The sequence below is a fragment of the Halosimplex amylolyticum genome (assembly GCF_051414035.1).
In the GTDB taxonomy this organism is placed as follows: domain Archaea; phylum Halobacteriota; class Halobacteria; order Halobacteriales; family Haloarculaceae; genus Halosimplex; species Halosimplex amylolyticum.
Genome location: NZ_JBLKNW010000002.1, coordinates 912,454 through 929,141, shown reverse-complemented (window position 1 = coordinate 929,141; position 16,688 = coordinate 912,454). Strand labels below are relative to the sequence as shown.

Below are 16,688 nucleotides of genomic sequence, written 5' to 3'. Positions count from 1 at the left end.
GAAAGCACCAGTTATGGGAGGATGGTGACGGCTAGACCATGAATCGGGCTGTGAATCAATCGGAATCCGATCGAAATCGCTGAACAATCCGTCGTGTTTAGTTAAGAACGAAGGGTGAGGCGGACCGATTTCTAGCTGTCCATGGCCGAAATCGACCGCCTCAACGGACATAGCGACTGGATCGATTTGGATTTTGTGGAGCGCGAACGGACACCGCGTCGACTGATGAGACTCGGTATTCGACTGCATCTGGCCGGACTCTCACTTTCGAATACCGTCTCGGAACTTGAGAAGTCTGGTGTCCAACGCAGTCGAAAGGCCGTCCACGATTGGGTGCAGAAAGCCGATTTACAGCCCGCCAGCGGTGAAACTCCGAATCAAGTCGCGTTAGACGAGACAGTGATTCGAGTCAACGACGAGCAGTTCTGGCTGTACGCCGCCGTCGATCCCGAAACAAACCACGTGCTCCATATTCGCCTCTATCCACGGCGAACAAACGCGATCACAGAGATGTTTCTCGCCGAACTCAAAGCAAAACACGACGTCGAACAGGCTGAATTTCTCGTTGATGGTGCGCCGTGGTTCCAAACGGCCTGTGAGCGTCACGGACTCCGATTTCGCCACGTCACTCATGGAAATCGGAACAGTGTCGAACGCATTTACTAGGAGATAAAACGGCGAACCTCATCGTTCGCAAATACGTTCAGTCACGCTGATCCAGCCACCGCAGAAAATTGGTTGCTCGCACACGCGAGGTGGCACAATTCGCTTAACTAAACACGATGTCCGGTTCACCCGGTCGATAGACGCCGCTCGGGAGGAGCGGGACGGACGAGAATGGAGAGAACGGCGGTCGTCGAGCTCAGACCGATTCTTCGAAGTTGCCCAGGCGGTAGGAGGCTTCCTCGTCGTCCTCGCCGCCGTCGAGGTCTTCGAGTTGGACGACGTCTTCCTGGTCGTGTTCGTCGAGCTGTTGGCGGAGTTTCGTCACGTAGCGCTTGTGCTCTTCGAGCTGTTCGCGGAGGTGTTCGGCCTCGAGTTCGAGGCGTTCGTGCTCGCGGACGAAGCTCTTGGGCACCTCGACCTTCGGCGGGAAGCTCTCGGTGTCGCTCGTGCTCGCGCTCGACTCGTTGAGCTGATGTTCCGGCACGACCTCGACCTGCCCGTCGTGCGCGACGAGCATGTCCACGTAGTCCCGGAAGACCGCCGATAGCGACAGATCCCGCTCGTCGGCGATCTCCCGGAGCGTCTCGAACTTGTCCTCGCTCACGCGAAAGGAGATCGTCTTGTTCTTGCTCATTGCAACCCACTCGAAGCGCATCCCACTTAATCATTTGTCAGACGCTGGCACGAGCAGGGCCCAGCCCGAAATAAATCGGTAGAGAGCCTGATTCGTGCGTTTCGACGAACGGGGGAGAATCATAATTGATAACAGATTCCACTCGAGCGGCCGGTTCAGTCACCCGTCGTCGGATCGACGAGCACTCCTGTTATTTCAAACGAAGAAATCGTGCGGTCGCGGACCGCGGCGGGCGACTGCGGCCCGAGGCCGATGGGTGGAGCAGATCCGTGGTCGCCCGCCCGGAGCGCTAGCGCCTCAGGCGTCGCCGGCTTCGGCCGCCACGGCTTCCTCGTCTTCGAGGCTCTCGAGGGCCTCGACGACCTGGCGGCGGTAGTTCTCCACCGGGAGGTCGTACTCCTCGGCGGCCATCGCGACGTACTCGTCGACGGCCGCGCCGTCGCCCTCGTCGCTCGTCTGGTCCGTGTAGTGCTGGATCCGTTCGAGCGTCCGCTCGGCCGTCTCGACGACCCAGCGGTCCCGCGTGGCGGCGTCGACCTCGGTGATCGACTCCGGCCGGACGGAGACGTTCACGTCGCCGTCGTCGGTCTCGTAGGTGCGCGGCTTGCCGACGACCGAGATGTAGGCCGGCGGCTCCAGTTCGCGCAGCATCGAGGCCGCGTCGGGCTGGTACTGCCCGGCGTACATGTAGTAGCGGTCGCCGTTGGGGTCGATGACCTGCCCCTGCCAGTACTCGCTGTCGTCGCCCACGTCCTCGGTCTCCATGAGCGTCCCGACGATGAACACGCGGTTGGCCCGCGCCCCCGTCGGGAGCAGCAGGTACACCGGCGCTCGCTCGTCGTCGCTCTCCTTGAACGTGTAGTGCGCGTCGTTGAACTCGCCCGCGAACACGCGGCGGGCGACCTCGCGCGTGGGTGTCGTCGCCATTTAGATCGACCTCGCTTTGATCAGCACGGCCTCTGCATCAGTCGGCTCGGAGAGTCGCTCCACGTCGTCGACCAGCACGTAGCGGCGGAACGTCGGCCCGGTGATGCGATAGTACTTCCCGAGCAGGTCCGCGCGCATCTCGTCGGCGACGACGGACGTGTCCAGCGCGTCCATCGCCATCTCCTGGGCCTCTTCGAGCGTGATGCCCGTCAGGTCCTCGGTGGCCTCCTGGTTGAAGAGGACCTCGTGGACCTGCTCGCCGTCGTCGAGCACGCCCTTGATCCGGAGGTCGAACTCGCCCTCGACCTCGCCGTGCTCGTTGCAGCGGCCGTTCTGGAGGACGCGCGTGCAGTCCTCCTCGGGACAGCGCTTGATCAGCCCGGACCCGGACTGGATGTCGACCAGCGCGCCCTCGACGGTCACGTCGTCGCTCCCGACTTCGAGGTCCTCGTCGAGTTCCTCGATCACCGTCGTCCGGTTGAGCTTGACCGAGAAGCGGCCCTCGTACTCGTCGGTGACGACGTTCCGGAGGTGGTAGACCTTCCCCTCTTCGAGGTCGGGCAGGTCCGATTTCGACCACTTGGTGAACTTGATCGTGCCCGTCTCGTCGCCGAGCAGGCCGACCTGGGCGACCGCGTCGGAGGTCGCGTCCCAGAGCTCGGTCACCTTCGCCGTGACGTCGACCCACTCCTCGGGCGCGTCAACGTCGGCGATCTCGACCTGCTCGTTGCCGTCGGCACCGCCACCGCCGAGCTCGTCGCGCTCCATCCCGGCCTCGTCGAGGTAGGTGTTGGTGACGCTCCGGCGGGCCTCCGAGAGGGGGACCTTGTACTCGTTGACCAGCGTGTCGAGACGCTCCTCCACGTCGTCGACCGAAATGTCGAGCTGGTCACTGAACTGTTCGTGTATCTCTGTCGCCTGTGTACGCAAATCCGTCATCTGTTTCGTTCCTGTCTCCACGTTGTTTTCGATGGGAGACATTCGTCTCTTGGTCGCCCCCGTATATAAACACTCGGCCAGCGGAGTGAAAGTGAAAATAGGGGGATAGCGGCGGTGAAAGGCGGTTGCTGTGGCGCGCGCTGTCGCGGCGTTCATGACGCGACAGCACCGTGCGAGGGACGAGCAACGGAGCGAACGATGTGAGCGAGTAGCGCAGTCGGTTGGGGAGGCGTGAGGCGCGGTGCTGTCGGGTCGGGTGGGACTGAAAGGGGCGAGGCGTTCGAGGTACGAGACGACGTAAGCACCGGAGCGGAGCGAGGAGCGCAGCGAGTCGCAGTCCTCGAACGCCTCGGGGCTTTCACGTTGTTCGGGGTGTCGTCGGTCACTCCTGCACTTCACAACCCATCTCCATCTTCTGCACTCGACGCTCCGTCTCCACCCGATTCGACCGCTCGCAGGCCGACGGGGCTAAGAGTTACCCACCCGAAGGCACGCACAGATGGCGGACGACCGTATCGAGCGGATCATCAGGTCGAAACTCCGGTCGGCGGGCAAGCAGGTCGGCGAGGCCAAGCGCGCGTACAGACACGCCAAGCGGGCCACGCAGGCGGACCTCCCGTTCGGCGACGACGGCCGCGCGAGAATCGTCTGTCGCCGGTACGCCGAGCGCCGCGCGGTCGAACTCGACACCGAGTACCGGCCGGACTGCTTCGACCCGCAGTCCCAGGACTGCCAGGGCTGCGTCGAGGACATCCGCGAAGGCGAGGTCGAGACGTGGTGAGTGCCGACCCGGACCCCGTTCCGACACGTCTTTGACACGTGACGAGAATCCAGATCTATGGCCCTCGTCGCCGAATACGAACTCGGCTGTGACGCCCTCCCGCTGGTCGACGTGGCCGCGGCGGTCCCCCAGGCCGAGATCGACCTCGCGATCAGCCCCGGGATGAGCGAGCGGCCGCGCTTCACCGCCCACGTCCGCGGGAGCGACCAGACGGTCGCGGCGGTCGAAACCGAGTTCGATCGGACGCCGTTCGTCGGCGAGTACCGACTGATCGTCCGCGACGGCGACGCCAGCCGGTACTCGATCCGACCCGGGACGAGCATGGCGGAGCAACTCGGTGACAGCCTGGACGACCTCGACGACCTGCGCGCGCTCTACGAGACGCCGACGCACATCGAACTGATCCGCGCGACGCCGACGGGATGGATCCAGCGCGGCCGCTTCGCCGACCGGGTCGCGTTCGACGAACTCCGCACCTTCTGGCAGCGAAACGCGCCCTTCCGGCTCCGGAAGCTCACTCGCGTCGGTGACGACGCGGACGACCGGTTCGCCGGATCCGGCGGCGACTCGCACGGCGACGGCCTGACCGGCCCGCAGCGCGAGGCGCTGCGGGCCGCCCACGAGATGGGGTACTTCGAGATCCCGCGGACGGCGTCGCTCGACGACGTCGCCACCGAACTCGGCATCTCGGCCTCGTCGTGTTCCGAGCGCCTGCGCCGCGCCCAGACCCACCTCGTCGAGACGCACGTCGACGGCGCCGATCGACCGCGACTAGCCGCCCAGCCCTCGTTTAAATAGTCGAGTCGCATAAAAAGGACCGCACGACTGAGAGAAGGACGGAGCACGGCGCCCGCCAAACGGAGTATCCCATGCCGACGACACAGACCGCGACGGCCGCAGACGGCACCGCGATCGAATACGAACGGCACGGCGACGGCCAGCCGCTGATCATGCTCCACGGGGGAATGGCACCCCGGGAGTACTGGCGGCCCGTGATCCCCCACTTCGAGGAGTTCGGCGCCGTCGTCCCGCAGCGGCCGGGATTCGGCACCTGCCTCGACAGTCTCGACGAGACCGGTCCCGACGAGGTACTGGCCCGCGAGGTCGAATACGTCCGCGCGCTCGTCGACGCCGTGGACGACGCCGATACCGGTGACGCCGACGACGGCGACCCGATACTGTTCGGCCACTCGTTCGGCGCGCTCACGGCCATCGAGACGGCGCGAGCGCTCTCGGCGGACGGGGAGCGCGCGGTCGAGGCCGTCGCTGCCTACGAGCCCGCGATTCTCCCCGAGGCGTTCGCCGAGCACGCCGACCTGGCCGACCGCATGCAGGAACGGCTCGACGCTGGCGACCGTGAGGGGTCGATGAAACGCTACGTCGAGCAGGTGATCCACGCCGGCGAGGTCGACGACCTGGACGCCTGGCTCGCCGACTGGCCGGTCTGGCCCGAGTGCGTCGACCTCCTCGAAGAGGTGATCCGGATGAACCGCGCAGTCGAGCGATACGAACTGCCCGACCGCCTCGACGTCGAGGTTCCCACCCTGGTCCTCACGGGGACGGAGGGACCGCAGTTCCTCCGCGACAGCGCGCGTGACGCGCACGACGCCCTCCCGCACAGCCGACTCGTCGACTTCGACGGTGTCAGCCACAGCGGCCCCTCCGAAGCGCCGGAGCGCGTCGCCGACGAAGTGGAAGCGTTCCTCGCCGGTCGCTGACGGCCAGACCGGCGTAACGACTTTCCGATTTCCCGCTGATGGAGTACTATGCCCTCCAGACGCAGACTCCTCGCGGGAGTCGGAACCGTCGCGACCGGGCTGATCGCGGGCTGTAGCGCCGACCCGACGACCAGCGGCGTCGTCGCCCGGAAGCGAGTCACGGTCGCGGTCCCACGACGGGTCGGGGAGCCGGTCGAGACGGCCCTCGCGCTGCTGGCGTTCGAGCCCGACCGCGACCTGATCCACGGCGAGTACGACCCCGAACACGTCGACGGAGCCGTCGAACGCGGAACGCTGTCCGTTGCCGCGGCGGCGCACGAGCGGCTCTCCGACGAGTTCGTGTCCGTCAGGTACAGCGTCAACGTCGTCCCAGAGGACGGCGAGACTCCCGCGAACGGCGTCGTGGACCGCGAGACGTTCGACGCGCTCTCGGTCGGCGGGACCGCGAGAGTGGCGACGACGACGGAGGACGGCGTCGGCCGTATCGACGTCCGCGAGCGGACGCCGCGTGACGGCGACCCCGCGGAGATCACCGTCAGCCAATTCGACGTCGACGAGCGCACCGACGACTGAACCCGCGGCTATTTTTTCCGCGAGGCCGACCACACGCACGTGACCGAGCCCATCGTCGCAGTCGTCCTCGCCGGCGGCACCGGCACCCGGCTCTACCCCGCGAGCCGGAGCGACCGCCCGAAGCAGTTCCTCTCGTTCGGCGGCGACCAGTCGCTGCTCGCCGACACGGTCGACCGCGCCGGCTTCGCCGACGAGGTGTACGTCCTCACCCGGCCCGACCTGGCCGACCAGGTCCGCGAGCACGCGCCGAACGCCGCCGTCCTCACCGAACCCGAACCGAAGGACACCGGCCCGGCGCTGACCTACGCGGCCCACCGCGTCCGCGAGCAGGTCGGCGACTGCACGCTCGTCTGCCTCCCCAGCGACCACCACGTCGAGGGCGACTTCGCCGGCACCCTGACCGACGCCGCGGCGGTCGCCGCCGAGACCGAGTCGCTGGTGACCGTCGGCGTCGAACCCACCCGCCCGGAGACCGGTTACGGCTACGTCAAACCGGGCGACGAGCGACAGACCGACGCGGGTCGTACCTACTACCCCGTCGAGAAATTCACCGAGAAACCCGACCAGGGGGCGGCCATGCGCTACCGCCACCACGGCTACTACTGGAACGCCGGCATGTTCGCCTGGACGCCCGACGCCTTCCTCCGCGAGGCCGCCGAGACGGCGCTCGCTCCCCTCGTCGAGGCCCTGGACGACGGCGACCCCGAGCGCGGGTTCGCGGCCGTCGATCCGGTCAGCGTCGACTACGCCGTCATGGAGACCACCGAGCACGCGGCGCTGGTGCCCGCGACCTTCGAGTGGGACGACCTGGGCGCGTGGGACGCCATCGAGCGCGTCCTCGACGCAGACGCGGACGGGAACGTCACCCTCGGCGACGCGCTCACCGTGGACGCAGAGAACACCGTCGTCGCCACCGACGGCCACGTCAGCGTCGTCGGCGTCGAGGACCTCGTGGTGGCCTCCTACGGCGACCGCACGCTCGTTGTCCCGAAACGGCAGGCCCAGCGCGTCCGGGAGGTCGTCTCCGAACTGAAAGCCGACGACCTGTTCTGAGGGGCGACCGCACCGTCGCAGGCCCGTTCTGAGTCAGGCGGGTTCCAGTCCGTCGACCAGCGACCGGAACGTCTCGCCATCCAGCGCTCGCGACGCGCCCGCGACGACGGCGTAGGTGACGCCGTCCCCGGTCCAGACTGCTTCCCACGCACCGTCGTCCTCGGTCAGCGCCGCGTAGTGGACCGTCGTCCCCCGCAACTCGACCGCCTCGCGCACCGCCGCGGGCTGGTCCGCCGGTTCGGGCGGCAACTCGGGGGCGAGCGCGCTGTCCGGGGCCGCCGCGGTGATCCACAGGTGGTCGCTCCCGTTCGCTTCGTGGCGGTAGACGGCCTCGACGGCGTCGGCCTCGGGGAACGTCACAGCCGAGTCGAGGGCGAACGCCGCGCCGACGCCGCCCTCGGCCGGGCCGAGCAGTCGCGGCTCCGCATCGCCCAGCGCCGCGGACGAGCACGGGACGCTCTCGTGGTACGGTCGCGCGATTCCGTGGTCCCAGAGCCCGTGGGGCACGCCCACCGACTCGTATCGGTAGCGCGCCCAGTAGTTCAGTCGGTGGAACGGGACCTGCCGGACGGCCGTCGCCTCCGAGTCCCGCGACACCGGGTCGGTCGCCGGTTCCAGCCCGTCCAGCAGGGCTTCGAGTTCCTCGGCGGCGAACTCGCCGTCGAGGACCGACACCTCGACCTGCGTGCGCGCCCGCTGGACGCAGGCGCCGCCGTTGTCCTTGTAGTCGGTGCCGAGGAATCCCACAGCGTCGCCCGCGTCGACGGGGGTCGGGTCTTCGGATCCCCACAGCGGCGCGACGCTCGCCGCGGGCGGCGCCCAGTCGTAGAGGAACTCCTTGATCCGCAGTCGCCGGTCGTCGCCCTCGACGACGGCCCGGAGCGCGCACGGGTTCCCGTCACTCCACGGCGTCTGCCCGATCTCCGCGGCGTCGACGCCCTCCGGTCGGCCCGGCGGCTGCTCCGGCCGGAACGTCGTCTCAGCGAGTTCACAATCCCCGGGGAGCCAGCCCGGTTCGAAGACGACGAAGTTCGCGCCGGCCTGCGCGTCCGCGAACGTCGTCTCTCGCGGCGACTGGACCGCCTCGACGTCTGTCAGTCGGATCCACTCGCCGGCGGTGCGCCAGTCCGTCCCGCCGCCCGGTCGCTCGTTCGACATGTCGGACAGGGGGACCGCCACCGCCAAAACGGTTCGCTGAACCGCGTTTTGGTAAGCTATCGGACCAGTCGAGTCGGCCGGCGCGAGTCCGACGACACAGCCGAAACCGACACCGCCGGAACGCTCATACGGCCCCGGGGAGAATCGACTCGCAGCATGGACCCCGCAGTCCGGTTCTGGCTACTGATCCTCGCCATGGCCGGGACGCTCTCGGGAGTGGCGCTGCTCGTCGTCTCCGCGTTCCTCCCCGGCGCGATCCTCGGCGAGGCCGGAACGATCGGCTACGTCGTCTCCATCTTCGTCGCGCTCGCCTCGCTCGGCCTGCTCGTCTGGTCGCTGAGCGCCGACGGCAACTCCTCCACCGGCGGGTCGCCCGGCACGAGATGACCGAAACCCGCGGTTCGTCGGCGCTCCGGTGGACGCTCTTGGCGGGGCTCGCCTTCTCGCTCAGCGCCGCGGGGGCGCTGCTCGCGGTCTCCGCCGCTCCGCCGCGGAGCGGTCCGCCAGACGCCGAAGTGCTGCGGATCGTCTCGCTCGGCGCGGGCGGCGCGGGAGCGCTCTGCTGGCTCGCGATCGTCGAACGCTCGCGTCGCTGGCGGCCCTCGCGTCGCGCGGCACTCGCGGGAGCCCTCGCCGGGTTTCTCGGACCGGCCGGTGCCACGGCGCTTGCGGCGCTGTTCGGTGAGGTGGGGCCGCCAGCCGAACGGGCCGGGGTCGCGCTGTTCGTCGGTCTCACGACGGTCGGCGCCGTCGGCTGGTGGGCGCCTCCCGTCGGTGCTGCGACGGGCTACCTGCTCGGCCGGCGTCGCGACTCGTCGGACGACGCCGGGCCCGGGGTCGCCTGAGTCGCCGCGTCAGCTCCGCATGGACCCGCCGTCGATGGGCAGCGCCGTCCCGGTGACGAAACTCGCCCGCGGGCTCGCCAGGAACGCCACCACGTCGCCCAGCTCCTGCGGGTCGCCGATCCGCCCCAGCGGGACGGACGACCCCTTGTCCGCCAGGCCCTCTTCGTAGCTGTCGTAGTCGCCGCGCTCGACGCCGTCCTCGATGAGCTCCTCGATGCGAGCGGTCTCGTGGGCGCCCGGGAGGACCGCGTTGACGCGGACCTCCGGCGCGAACTCCCGGGCCTGGGTCTTGACCATCCCGATGACCGCCCGGCGGACCGCGTTCGAGAGGACGAGGTCGTCGATGACCTCCCGGACCGAACGGGAGGTGATCGCCGTGATCGATCCCTGGTCGGACTCGGCCAGGTACGGGTAGGCGAAGCGGGTCGTCCACACCGCGGACATGACGAGCGTGTCGTAGGCGCCGTACCAGTCCTCGTCGTCCATCTCCAGGAAGGCCCCGCTGGGCGGCCCGCCCGCACTCATGACGACCTGGTCGATGCCGCCGAACGCGTCGGCGACTTCTTCGACGTACGCCTCCACTTCCGCCCGGTCTGTGAGATCGACCTGGACCGCGAGCACGTCGCCGTCGCCCAGCGTTTCGAGTTCCTCGGCGGCGGATTCGAGGTGCGACTCGGTCCGACCGCAGATGGCCACGTCGGCGCCCTCGCGAGCGAGCGCCTTCGCGCTCGCGAAACCGAGGCCGCTCGAACTCGCCGTCGTCAGTGCCGCGCTGCCGTCGAGTTGTAGATCCATACGCGTGTGGTCGACGTCGAGGGTCAAAGAACCGGGAGGTTCCGGATCGACTGTCGGTCACGACCGGGCGAGGACAGCGCGATACCGCTCGGCGAGGGTCCCGGCGAGGCGGTGCTCTGCCGGCGTGAACCCGAGGACCCACAGCGTCGCCGCGTACGCGCTCAACCCGACCGTCACGCCGACGAGCGGCGCGGCGGGCCCCGAGAGCAGCGCCTTCGCGCTCCAGGCGATCACTCCGAGCGGGACGGCCGCCACGAGCGGCTTCCCGTGGAGCCACGTGAACGGCTGCAGGCGCTCGAAGTGGTACAATACGGCGACTTCCAGTCCGTTGTTGAGCGTCAGCATGAGCACGTAGCTCGCGACCAGACCGGGCAGGCCGAACCGGAGTGTCAGCGGCACGGCGGTCACGGCGAGCACGAGCGTGATGAGAACGTTGACAACTAGATACGCCCGCTGGTTGTCGGTCATCATCAGGAGGATGCCGACGCTCCCGACCGCGCAGGCGCCGAACTGCGCGAGGACGAACCCGACGAGCAGCGGCGCGTACGGAACGAACGCGGGCCCGAACAGCGACATGACGGTCTCGCGGTAGACGATCACCGGGATCGCCAGGCCGACCACGCCGACGAGGACGAGCCGGCTGGTGACGTGGTAGAAGCGGGCCAGCGCCGCGCGGTGGTCGTCCTCGTGGAGCGCAGCGGCCACGGGCGGCACGAACTGGTTGAGGCCGATCAGCGGCAGGCGCACGAGCGACCCGACGACCATCCCGACCGCGAACACGCCGCCGGCCACGTCCGTCAGGTACAGCGCGATGAGCGGGTAGAAGCCGAGCCGCTGGATCGTCGTCGCGATGCCGCCGACGAAGAGCGGGATCGTGTACCCGACGTAGCGCCGCCAGACCTCCCGCAGGTCGAGTCTTCCGTGCTCGTCCTCGCCCTCGTCCTCGCTCCCTGTGGTTCCATCGGCGGTCACCTCGTCGACCGCACTTCGGACGCGCAGGCCGAGCCCGCGCTCGCGGACCAGCCACGCGGTCGCGCCGAGCGCGACGAGGCCGGAGACGGCGACCACGCCGACCGCCACGGCCACGAGGTCGCCGTAGACGACGGTCCCCACGACGCCGGCGACCAGCTGCGCGACGGGGAACCCGACCCTGAGCGCGAGGTTCAGCGGGACGACTTCTTCGAGGCCGCGCAGGACTTCCGTGGCCGTGAACAGCCACACCGTCGCCGGGAGCCCCAGCGCGAACACGCGCAGGACCGTCGTGAACAGCGGCCGCTGGTCGGCGATCCGCGTTATCGCGGGCGCCCCGAGGAAGAGACCGACGCCGAACAGGGTCGCGACGGTCCCCAACAGCAGCCCAGCCACGGTCACGAGCGCGTCGCGCTCCGCTGCCGACTCGGCGTTCGGGAGGAAGCGGCTGAGCCCGCTCCGGAACCCCAGCGCGACGTGGAGCAGGAACTGCTGGAGCCGGCGCGCGACGGCGAAGACGCCGTACGACCCCGCGGCGAAGCCGTTGGTCAACACCGCGGTGAACGCGACAGTCAGCCCGCGCTGGACGAGGATGCTCGGGACGGAAACGGTCGCGCCGTGGGCGACCCGCTCCAGCGCGTCGTCGAGCCGCGCCTCCACCGGGTCGGTGGGGGCGCTTCCGCCGCTCGTCGGCCCGTCTGCGTCTTCGGTCGAGTCGCCGACCGGATCGCCCGCCGCGTCGTCGACCGGCTCGGGCCGACCGCGATCCGGTCGTTCGGCGACCGCATCGGTGCCCTCGGACGCGGCGTCGTCGGAGACTGCGGGGTCGGGGACCACGAGGCTACGTTGGCGGATCGGGCGGCATAAAACCGCTGAAAGCAGCGAGCGCGACCGTAAACGGACCGACAGGAGGGCGGCCTGCGGCGTGTGGCGACGGCGGGGCTATCCGGGGTAGAACGGCGGTCGGCAGAAACGAGCGGCGTCAGGACTGTCCAGGCGGGAGCGCCGGCCGCGATCCGGGTTACGAGCCCCAGAAGTTGTCGCGGCTGCCGAGGCGCTCGCGGTCGTTCGACTCGTCGGCCTCGCTTTCCTCGTCGGACTCGGCGTCGGCGGTCGCTTCGGCCTCCTCGTCGTCGGGGTCGTCGGGGAGGCGTTCGATCTCCTCGGCGCGGGCATGGTTCGAGCGGACCTTGTTGATCTTCACCTTCGCGCGGGCCGGCGGCAGGACGCCGTCGATCATGATGATGAAGCCATCCTCGGTGCGGCCGACGCCGGCACCGCTCTCGTGGATGTCCTCCACCGTCACCTCGACTTCCTCGCCGGGCTGGACGGGCTGACTCTTCAGGTCCTCGATCGGCTGATTGTAATGGTTACACCACTCGGCGCCGCCGCGGTCGCCGTAGTGCGTACAGCCCATCCCCTCGATGCGCTCCTGGAAACTGGGGCACTCGTCCGCGAGTGGACAGTCGGGCATGAAGTGAGTTACCGCTGGGTCGAATTAAACGCTTGCGCTCTGGCCGGCAGCGTCCGTCGAGCGCCCGAACTGCTCGGCGAGCGCCCGCTGGGGCGTCGGACGCCGCGACTCAGCCGTCCGGGCGGACGTCCTCGCCGGCCCCGTCGGGGTCGAGTCCCAGCGTGTTCGCCGTCTCGACCGTCTCGATCCCATCGACCGCACAGACCGCGCCGACCCGCTCCTGTTCGACTGTCACTCGGAGCGTCCGGAACTCCAGTTCCTCCTCCACGGTCGCGCCGGCCTCGCCGACTGCAGACTCGACGGCCTTGACGGTCGCTTCGTCGGCGACCTCCAGCAGGAGGGTGACCGGTTCGCCCTCGATCGGATCGTCGCGGATCGTGCGGACCGCCGGTGAGAGGTACATCGTCGGGTTCGTTCGGCCCTCACCGACGAAACCCTGACGGTCACGAACCGGGTATCTCGGCAGTCGCGAAACGGGAACCCCGACGGTCACGAACCGGGCCACTGCGCGAGCGAAGCGGACGTAAACCGCTCGCCTGTTTGTCGAGCGTCGTAGTCGCGGGACTCTTCGGGCCCACGGTCGTACCGGTGCCCATGCGCGACACCAACAGGCAGTTCCGCCTGGCGAAGCGCCCCGAAGGGAAACCGGACCGCGAGACGTTCGAACTGGCCGAGACGGACGTGCCCGAGCCCGGTCCGGGCGAGGCGCTCGTCCGCACTCGCTATCTCTCGGTCGACCCGTACATGCGCGACCGGATGAGCGCCGGGGAATCCTACGCCGACCCCTGGGACGTGGGCGACCCGCTCCGCGGGGGTGCTGTCGGCGAAGTCGTCGACTCCAGCGGCGCGGAATTCGAGGGGGGCGACATCGTCGTCGGCAACCTGGAGTGGGCGGACTACACCACCGCGCCGGGGACCGAACTCACGGCGGTCGACCCCGACCTGGCCCCCATCTCGACGGCGCTCGGCGTGCTCGGGATGCCCGGCCGGACCGCCTACTTCGGCGTCCGCGAGGTGGCCGAGCCCAAGCCCGGCGACACGTTCGTCGTCACCGGCGCCGCGGGCGCGGTCGGCTCGGTCGCCGGGCAGATCGCGAAGCTCTCGGGCGCGCGGGTCGTCGGCTTCGCCGGGTCCGACGAGAAGGTCTCGTTTCTCGAAGACGACCTGGGCTTCGACGCCGGGATCAACTACAAGGCGACCGACGACTACCGCGCGGCGCTCGACGAGGCGGCGCCCGACGGCGTCGACGCCTACTTCGACAACGTCGGTGGCCCGATCACCGACGCCGTCTTCACCAAACTGAACGTCGACGCCCGCGTCGCCGTCTGCGGGCAGATATCGCTCTACAACGCCACCGAGCGGCCGACCGGCCCGCGCAAGCTCCCCGGTCTCATCAGTACCCGCGCCCGCGTGGAGGGCTTCCTCGTGCGCGACTTCGCTCCCCGCTTCGGGCAGGCGACGAAGCGACTCGGCGAGTGGGTGGCCAGCGGCGAGATCGAGTACCGCGAGACCATCACGGAGGGGCTGGAGAACGCGCCCGACGCGTTCCTCGGGCTGTTCGAGGGCGAGAACATCGGCAAACAGCTCGTGAAAGTGAGCGACCCCGACGAGTAACGCTCCCGCCGATCTGTCACTGCGCGGCGGCGCGTTCGGCCGTTCGTTTCTGCGTGGCTGTACTCCGGCCTGTTCGTTACTGCGCGGCGGCGCTTTCGCGGGCGGTCGCAGCCCAGGCCGGTTCCTCGACGTCGGTCGCGCCGACGTCCGAGAGCGCGTACGTGAACGACATGACGTAGGTCACGCCGTCCTCGTCGACGCCCTCGGCCTCCCAGCCCTCGGACCGCACGAGCCCGTCCTCGTCGACGAGGACGGTGAAGCGGAACTCCGTCCAGGTGAAGTTGCCGTCGGCCGCGGCCTGGTTGGTGAGCCACGTCGGTTCCTGAGTCCTGACGTAGCGGGTCACCGTCACGCCCTCGTGGGTCTCGGTTCCCTCGTTCGCGAACTCGGCGAGGTCGTCCGCGTCGTCGATGTTGGTCGTCATCGCTGCCGACGCGGTCGGCCTGAACTCACCGTCCGTGACCGAGTACGTCGCGTCGTCGCCCTCGCCGTTGCGCTGGTAGGTCCGACCGTCGGCGTAGTACGTCTCGTAATCCATCGTGACGGCGTCCGCGGACGCCATCCGCGCGGAGAAGCGGGTCCGGTCGCGGTCGTAGTCGACGGCCCAGGTGTAGGTCGTGTCGCTGGTCACGACGCCGTCCTCGGTGGCTCGCATCTGCCAGTAAGACGTGTAACTCCCGGCCTCGACGAGCAACGCGGTGCGGTTCTCGACGACGTGAGCGTCGCCGCTCCCACCGTCTCCACCCGCCGACGCTTCCGCGTCGCTCGAAGCGCCGCCGGCCGCATCACCGTCAGCCACATCCCCCTCCGTCGTATCACCGGTATCGGCGCCGGCTGCCGGGTCACCGTCGCCGCCGAGGCTCGGACCGCTTGCGCATCCGGCGAACAGCACGAGCATCGCCACCACTACCCACGTCGTCGATTGTCGAGACATGACACGTGTATGACTACCTGGTATATAGCGCGACCGAAAAAACCGCGCCGGCGCAAGCGGATGGGCCAGAGCGACGGGGACAGCCCCGTGGCGGAATCAGCCGCGTCAGTGGTCGTGACTGTGGTCGTGACCGCCATCAGAGGCCGCGCTCGACCCGCCGTCGCTCGCGCCCGCGATGTCGCCACCGGCGACGAGCGCGTCGTGGTCGCCGTCGATCATGTCCATGTTCTTGAGGTTGTCCCGCTCCTCGAAGTCCTCGACGGCGTCGAGGAGGTCCTGCTGGGTGAGCGTGGTTCGCTCCTCGGTCAGCGCGTCGAGGACGGCCTCGCGGAGGACGAGCCGGAGGTCGCTGCCGGTCAGCCCCTCCGTCTTCTGCGCGACTTCCATCGGGTCGAAGTCGAGGATCTCCATCTCGCGGGTGACGACCCGGAGGATGTCCGAGCGCATCTGGTCGTCTGGCTTCGGGAAGTTGACGATCTCGTCGAAGCGGCGCCAGGCCGCGGCGTCGAGCTGGTCGGGGTGGTTCGTCGCGCCGATGAGGAGGACCTCGTGCTCGATGAGGCTCACCTCGTCGATGCTCTTCAGGAGGGTGTTGACGGCGCGTTTGATCGCGGCGTGTTCGTCGCTGGCGCGCGTCTTCGCGACGAAGTCGAACTCGTCCATGAAGAGGATACACGGCGAGAGGCGCGTGGCGACCTCGAACACCTTCTCGACGTTCTTGGCCGTCTCACCGAGGTACTGGGAGGTGATCATCGACAGCTTCACCTCGACGAAGGGGAGGTCGAGTTCGCTCGCGAGGGCGCGTGCGATGGACGTCTTGCCGGTGCCGGGCGGGCCGACGAACAACAGTTTCCCGATCTCCCGGAGGCCGATCTGGGCGAGGTAATCGCGGTGCTCGATGGCCTTGACGATCTTGTGGATCTCCCCCTCCTGGTCGGCCGTGAGCACGAGGTCGTCCATGGTCATCTCGACCTCCTCGGGCGCGCGGATGTCGACGAGGTCGAGCATCTCCTGTTCGTCCTCGTCGTCCTCGTCGAAGTACTCCTCGAGCAGGTTGTCGATCCAGACGCGGTCGGCCCGGATCGGGCGGTTCTCCTCGCGGGCGAACTCGTAGTCGGCCCCCTCGATCTCGTCCTCGAAGACGCTCGCGAGGACGGGATTCTCGTTCAGGTGGTCGGCGTCCACGCGGTCGAGGTACCACTCCCTGGCCATGTCCTCGTCCGTGAAGGTGATCGTCCCCGAGAAGTCGTCGCGGTCGGTGAACATCAGGCCCGAGATCGCCTCCCACGGCTGCTGGACGTCCGTCGCCTGCCGGGCGGTGGTCGTCGTGGCCGACAGCGGCCGCTCTATCTCCCCTTCGTTCCAGAAAACCGCCCGGTAATCGGGCGGCAGATCGTCGGCATCGAGGTCGCGGTGCTCGCTGTACACCTGCGTCGTCAACACGAACTCCACGACCGCTAGCTCCGGATCGCTCATTCCCACCTAGATTCGCCTTTCGACGGTATAAGTCTCGCGAACTAGTCCGAGCGCCGCCGTTCGATCTCTCGACGCCCCAACCCCGACGCCCGACCCTCGACCCTCGACCCCCGACCGGTCCGCTGTCAACAG

At 68.5% G+C, this 16,688-nt stretch carries 18 protein-coding genes and 1 pseudogene; 9 read left to right on the top strand and 10 right to left on the bottom strand.

The annotated features are described in order from the left end of the window. The first annotated feature begins 141 nt into the window (after nucleotides 1-141). A pseudogene (locus ACMGFE_RS14975) lies at nucleotides 142-777 on the top strand (IS6 family transposase). Between the two features lie 85 nt (nucleotides 778-862). Here the strand turns inward: ACMGFE_RS14975 and ACMGFE_RS14970 are convergent. The 3 genes from ACMGFE_RS14970 to ACMGFE_RS14960 form a co-directional block, all read right to left on the bottom strand. After that, nucleotides 863-1,300 carry a DUF8146 domain-containing protein gene (locus ACMGFE_RS14970; protein WP_274322552.1) on the bottom strand — a complete coding sequence of 146 codons (438 nt, stop codon included), beginning with the start codon at nucleotides 1,298-1,300 and terminating at the stop codon, nucleotides 863-865. Nucleotides 1,301-1,597: 297 nt separating this feature from the next. Beyond that, complete coding sequence (locus ACMGFE_RS14965; protein ID WP_436926014.1) at nucleotides 1,598-2,227, bottom strand: RPA family protein; 630 nt, start codon at nucleotides 2,225-2,227, stop codon at nucleotides 1,598-1,600. Continuing rightward, the gene (locus tag ACMGFE_RS14960) at nucleotides 2,228-3,166 is read right to left on the bottom strand and encodes a replication factor A (RefSeq protein ID WP_436926104.1); all 939 of its coding nucleotides are present in this window, start codon (nucleotides 3,164-3,166) and stop codon (nucleotides 2,228-2,230) included. It abuts the gene before it with no gap. 499 nt (nucleotides 3,167-3,665) lie between these two features. Here ACMGFE_RS14960 and ACMGFE_RS14955 point away from each other — a divergent pair, with 499 nt between their 5' ends. From ACMGFE_RS14955 to ACMGFE_RS14935, 5 genes are all read left to right on the top strand, one after another. Beyond that, a complete protein-coding gene (locus tag ACMGFE_RS14955; protein ID WP_436926013.1) occupies nucleotides 3,666-3,947 on the top strand; it encodes a DUF7091 family protein in 282 nt (93 codons plus the stop codon). A gap of 57 nt (nucleotides 3,948-4,004) precedes the next feature. Further along, entirely contained in the window at nucleotides 4,005-4,745 is a 741-nt protein-coding gene (locus tag ACMGFE_RS14950; protein ID WP_436926012.1) for a helix-turn-helix domain-containing protein, read from the top strand. A gap of 71 nt (nucleotides 4,746-4,816) precedes the next feature. Further along, the gene (locus ACMGFE_RS14945; protein ID WP_436926011.1) at nucleotides 4,817-5,665 is read left to right on the top strand and encodes an alpha/beta fold hydrolase; all 849 of its coding nucleotides are present in this window, start codon (nucleotides 4,817-4,819) and stop codon (nucleotides 5,663-5,665) included. A gap of 48 nt (nucleotides 5,666-5,713) precedes the next feature. Beyond that, complete coding sequence (locus ACMGFE_RS14940) at nucleotides 5,714-6,238, top strand: hypothetical protein (protein WP_436926010.1); 525 nt, start codon at nucleotides 5,714-5,716, stop codon at nucleotides 6,236-6,238. Between the two features lie 39 nt (nucleotides 6,239-6,277). Continuing rightward, nucleotides 6,278-7,291, top strand: a complete 1,014-nt coding sequence (locus ACMGFE_RS14935; RefSeq protein ID WP_436926009.1) for a mannose-1-phosphate guanylyltransferase — start codon at nucleotides 6,278-6,280, stop codon at nucleotides 7,289-7,291. 33 nt (nucleotides 7,292-7,324) lie between these two features. Here ACMGFE_RS14935 and ACMGFE_RS14930 read toward each other — a convergent pair whose 3' ends face one another. Then, nucleotides 7,325-8,449, bottom strand: coding sequence for a hypothetical protein (locus ACMGFE_RS14930; RefSeq protein WP_436926008.1), 1,125 nt, complete (start codon nucleotides 8,447-8,449; stop codon nucleotides 7,325-7,327). A 156-nt stretch (nucleotides 8,450-8,605) separates the two neighbouring features. Here ACMGFE_RS14930 and ACMGFE_RS14925 point away from each other — a divergent pair, with 156 nt between their 5' ends. Together ACMGFE_RS14925 and ACMGFE_RS14920 are read left to right on the top strand one after the other, a co-directional pair. Beyond that, the gene (locus ACMGFE_RS14925; RefSeq protein ID WP_436926007.1) at nucleotides 8,606-8,836 is read left to right on the top strand and encodes a hypothetical protein; all 231 of its coding nucleotides are present in this window, start codon (nucleotides 8,606-8,608) and stop codon (nucleotides 8,834-8,836) included. After that, nucleotides 8,833-9,294 carry a hypothetical protein gene (locus ACMGFE_RS14920; protein WP_436926006.1) on the top strand — a complete coding sequence of 154 codons (462 nt, stop codon included), beginning with the start codon at nucleotides 8,833-8,835 and terminating at the stop codon, nucleotides 9,292-9,294. Before ACMGFE_RS14925 ends, ACMGFE_RS14920 begins: the two co-directional genes overlap by 4 nt. A 9-nt stretch (nucleotides 9,295-9,303) precedes the next feature. Here the strand turns inward: ACMGFE_RS14920 and ACMGFE_RS14915 are convergent, their stop codons facing one another. The 4 genes from ACMGFE_RS14915 to ACMGFE_RS14900 all read right to left on the bottom strand — a co-directional run bounded on the left by ACMGFE_RS14915 (nucleotide 9,304) and on the right by ACMGFE_RS14900 (nucleotide 12,935). Next, nucleotides 9,304-10,089 (bottom strand): SDR family oxidoreductase, encoded by a 786-nt coding sequence (locus ACMGFE_RS14915; protein WP_436926005.1) that lies wholly within the window; start codon nucleotides 10,087-10,089, stop codon nucleotides 9,304-9,306. A gap of 57 nt (nucleotides 10,090-10,146) precedes the next feature. Continuing rightward, complete coding sequence (locus ACMGFE_RS14910) at nucleotides 10,147-11,895, bottom strand: lipopolysaccharide biosynthesis protein (RefSeq protein WP_436926004.1); 1,749 nt, start codon at nucleotides 11,893-11,895, stop codon at nucleotides 10,147-10,149. 184 nt (nucleotides 11,896-12,079) lie between these two features. Further along, nucleotides 12,080-12,532, bottom strand: coding sequence for a TRAM domain-containing protein (locus ACMGFE_RS14905; protein ID WP_436926003.1), 453 nt, complete (start codon nucleotides 12,530-12,532; stop codon nucleotides 12,080-12,082). Nucleotides 12,533-12,641: 109 nt separating this feature from the next. Beyond that, a complete protein-coding gene (locus ACMGFE_RS14900) occupies nucleotides 12,642-12,935 on the bottom strand; it encodes a hypothetical protein (protein WP_436926002.1) in 294 nt (97 codons plus the stop codon). A gap of 191 nt (nucleotides 12,936-13,126) precedes the next feature. On the opposite strand from ACMGFE_RS14900, the gene ACMGFE_RS14895 reads away from it, so the two are divergent. Continuing rightward, the gene (locus ACMGFE_RS14895) at nucleotides 13,127-14,146 is read left to right on the top strand and encodes an NADP-dependent oxidoreductase (protein ID WP_436926001.1); all 1,020 of its coding nucleotides are present in this window, start codon (nucleotides 13,127-13,129) and stop codon (nucleotides 14,144-14,146) included. 76 nt (nucleotides 14,147-14,222) lie between these two features. On the opposite strand, the gene ACMGFE_RS14890 is transcribed toward ACMGFE_RS14895, so the two are convergent. Both ACMGFE_RS14890 and ACMGFE_RS14885 read right to left on the bottom strand, forming a co-directional pair. Continuing rightward, nucleotides 14,223-15,080 (bottom strand): DUF7537 family lipoprotein, encoded by an 858-nt coding sequence (locus tag ACMGFE_RS14890; protein ID WP_436926000.1) that lies wholly within the window; start codon nucleotides 15,078-15,080, stop codon nucleotides 14,223-14,225. A 105-nt stretch (nucleotides 15,081-15,185) separates the two neighbouring features. Continuing rightward, complete coding sequence (locus ACMGFE_RS14885) at nucleotides 15,186-16,556, bottom strand: ATP-binding protein (protein ID WP_436925999.1); 1,371 nt, start codon at nucleotides 16,554-16,556, stop codon at nucleotides 15,186-15,188. Between the last annotated feature and the right edge of the window lie 132 nt (nucleotides 16,557-16,688).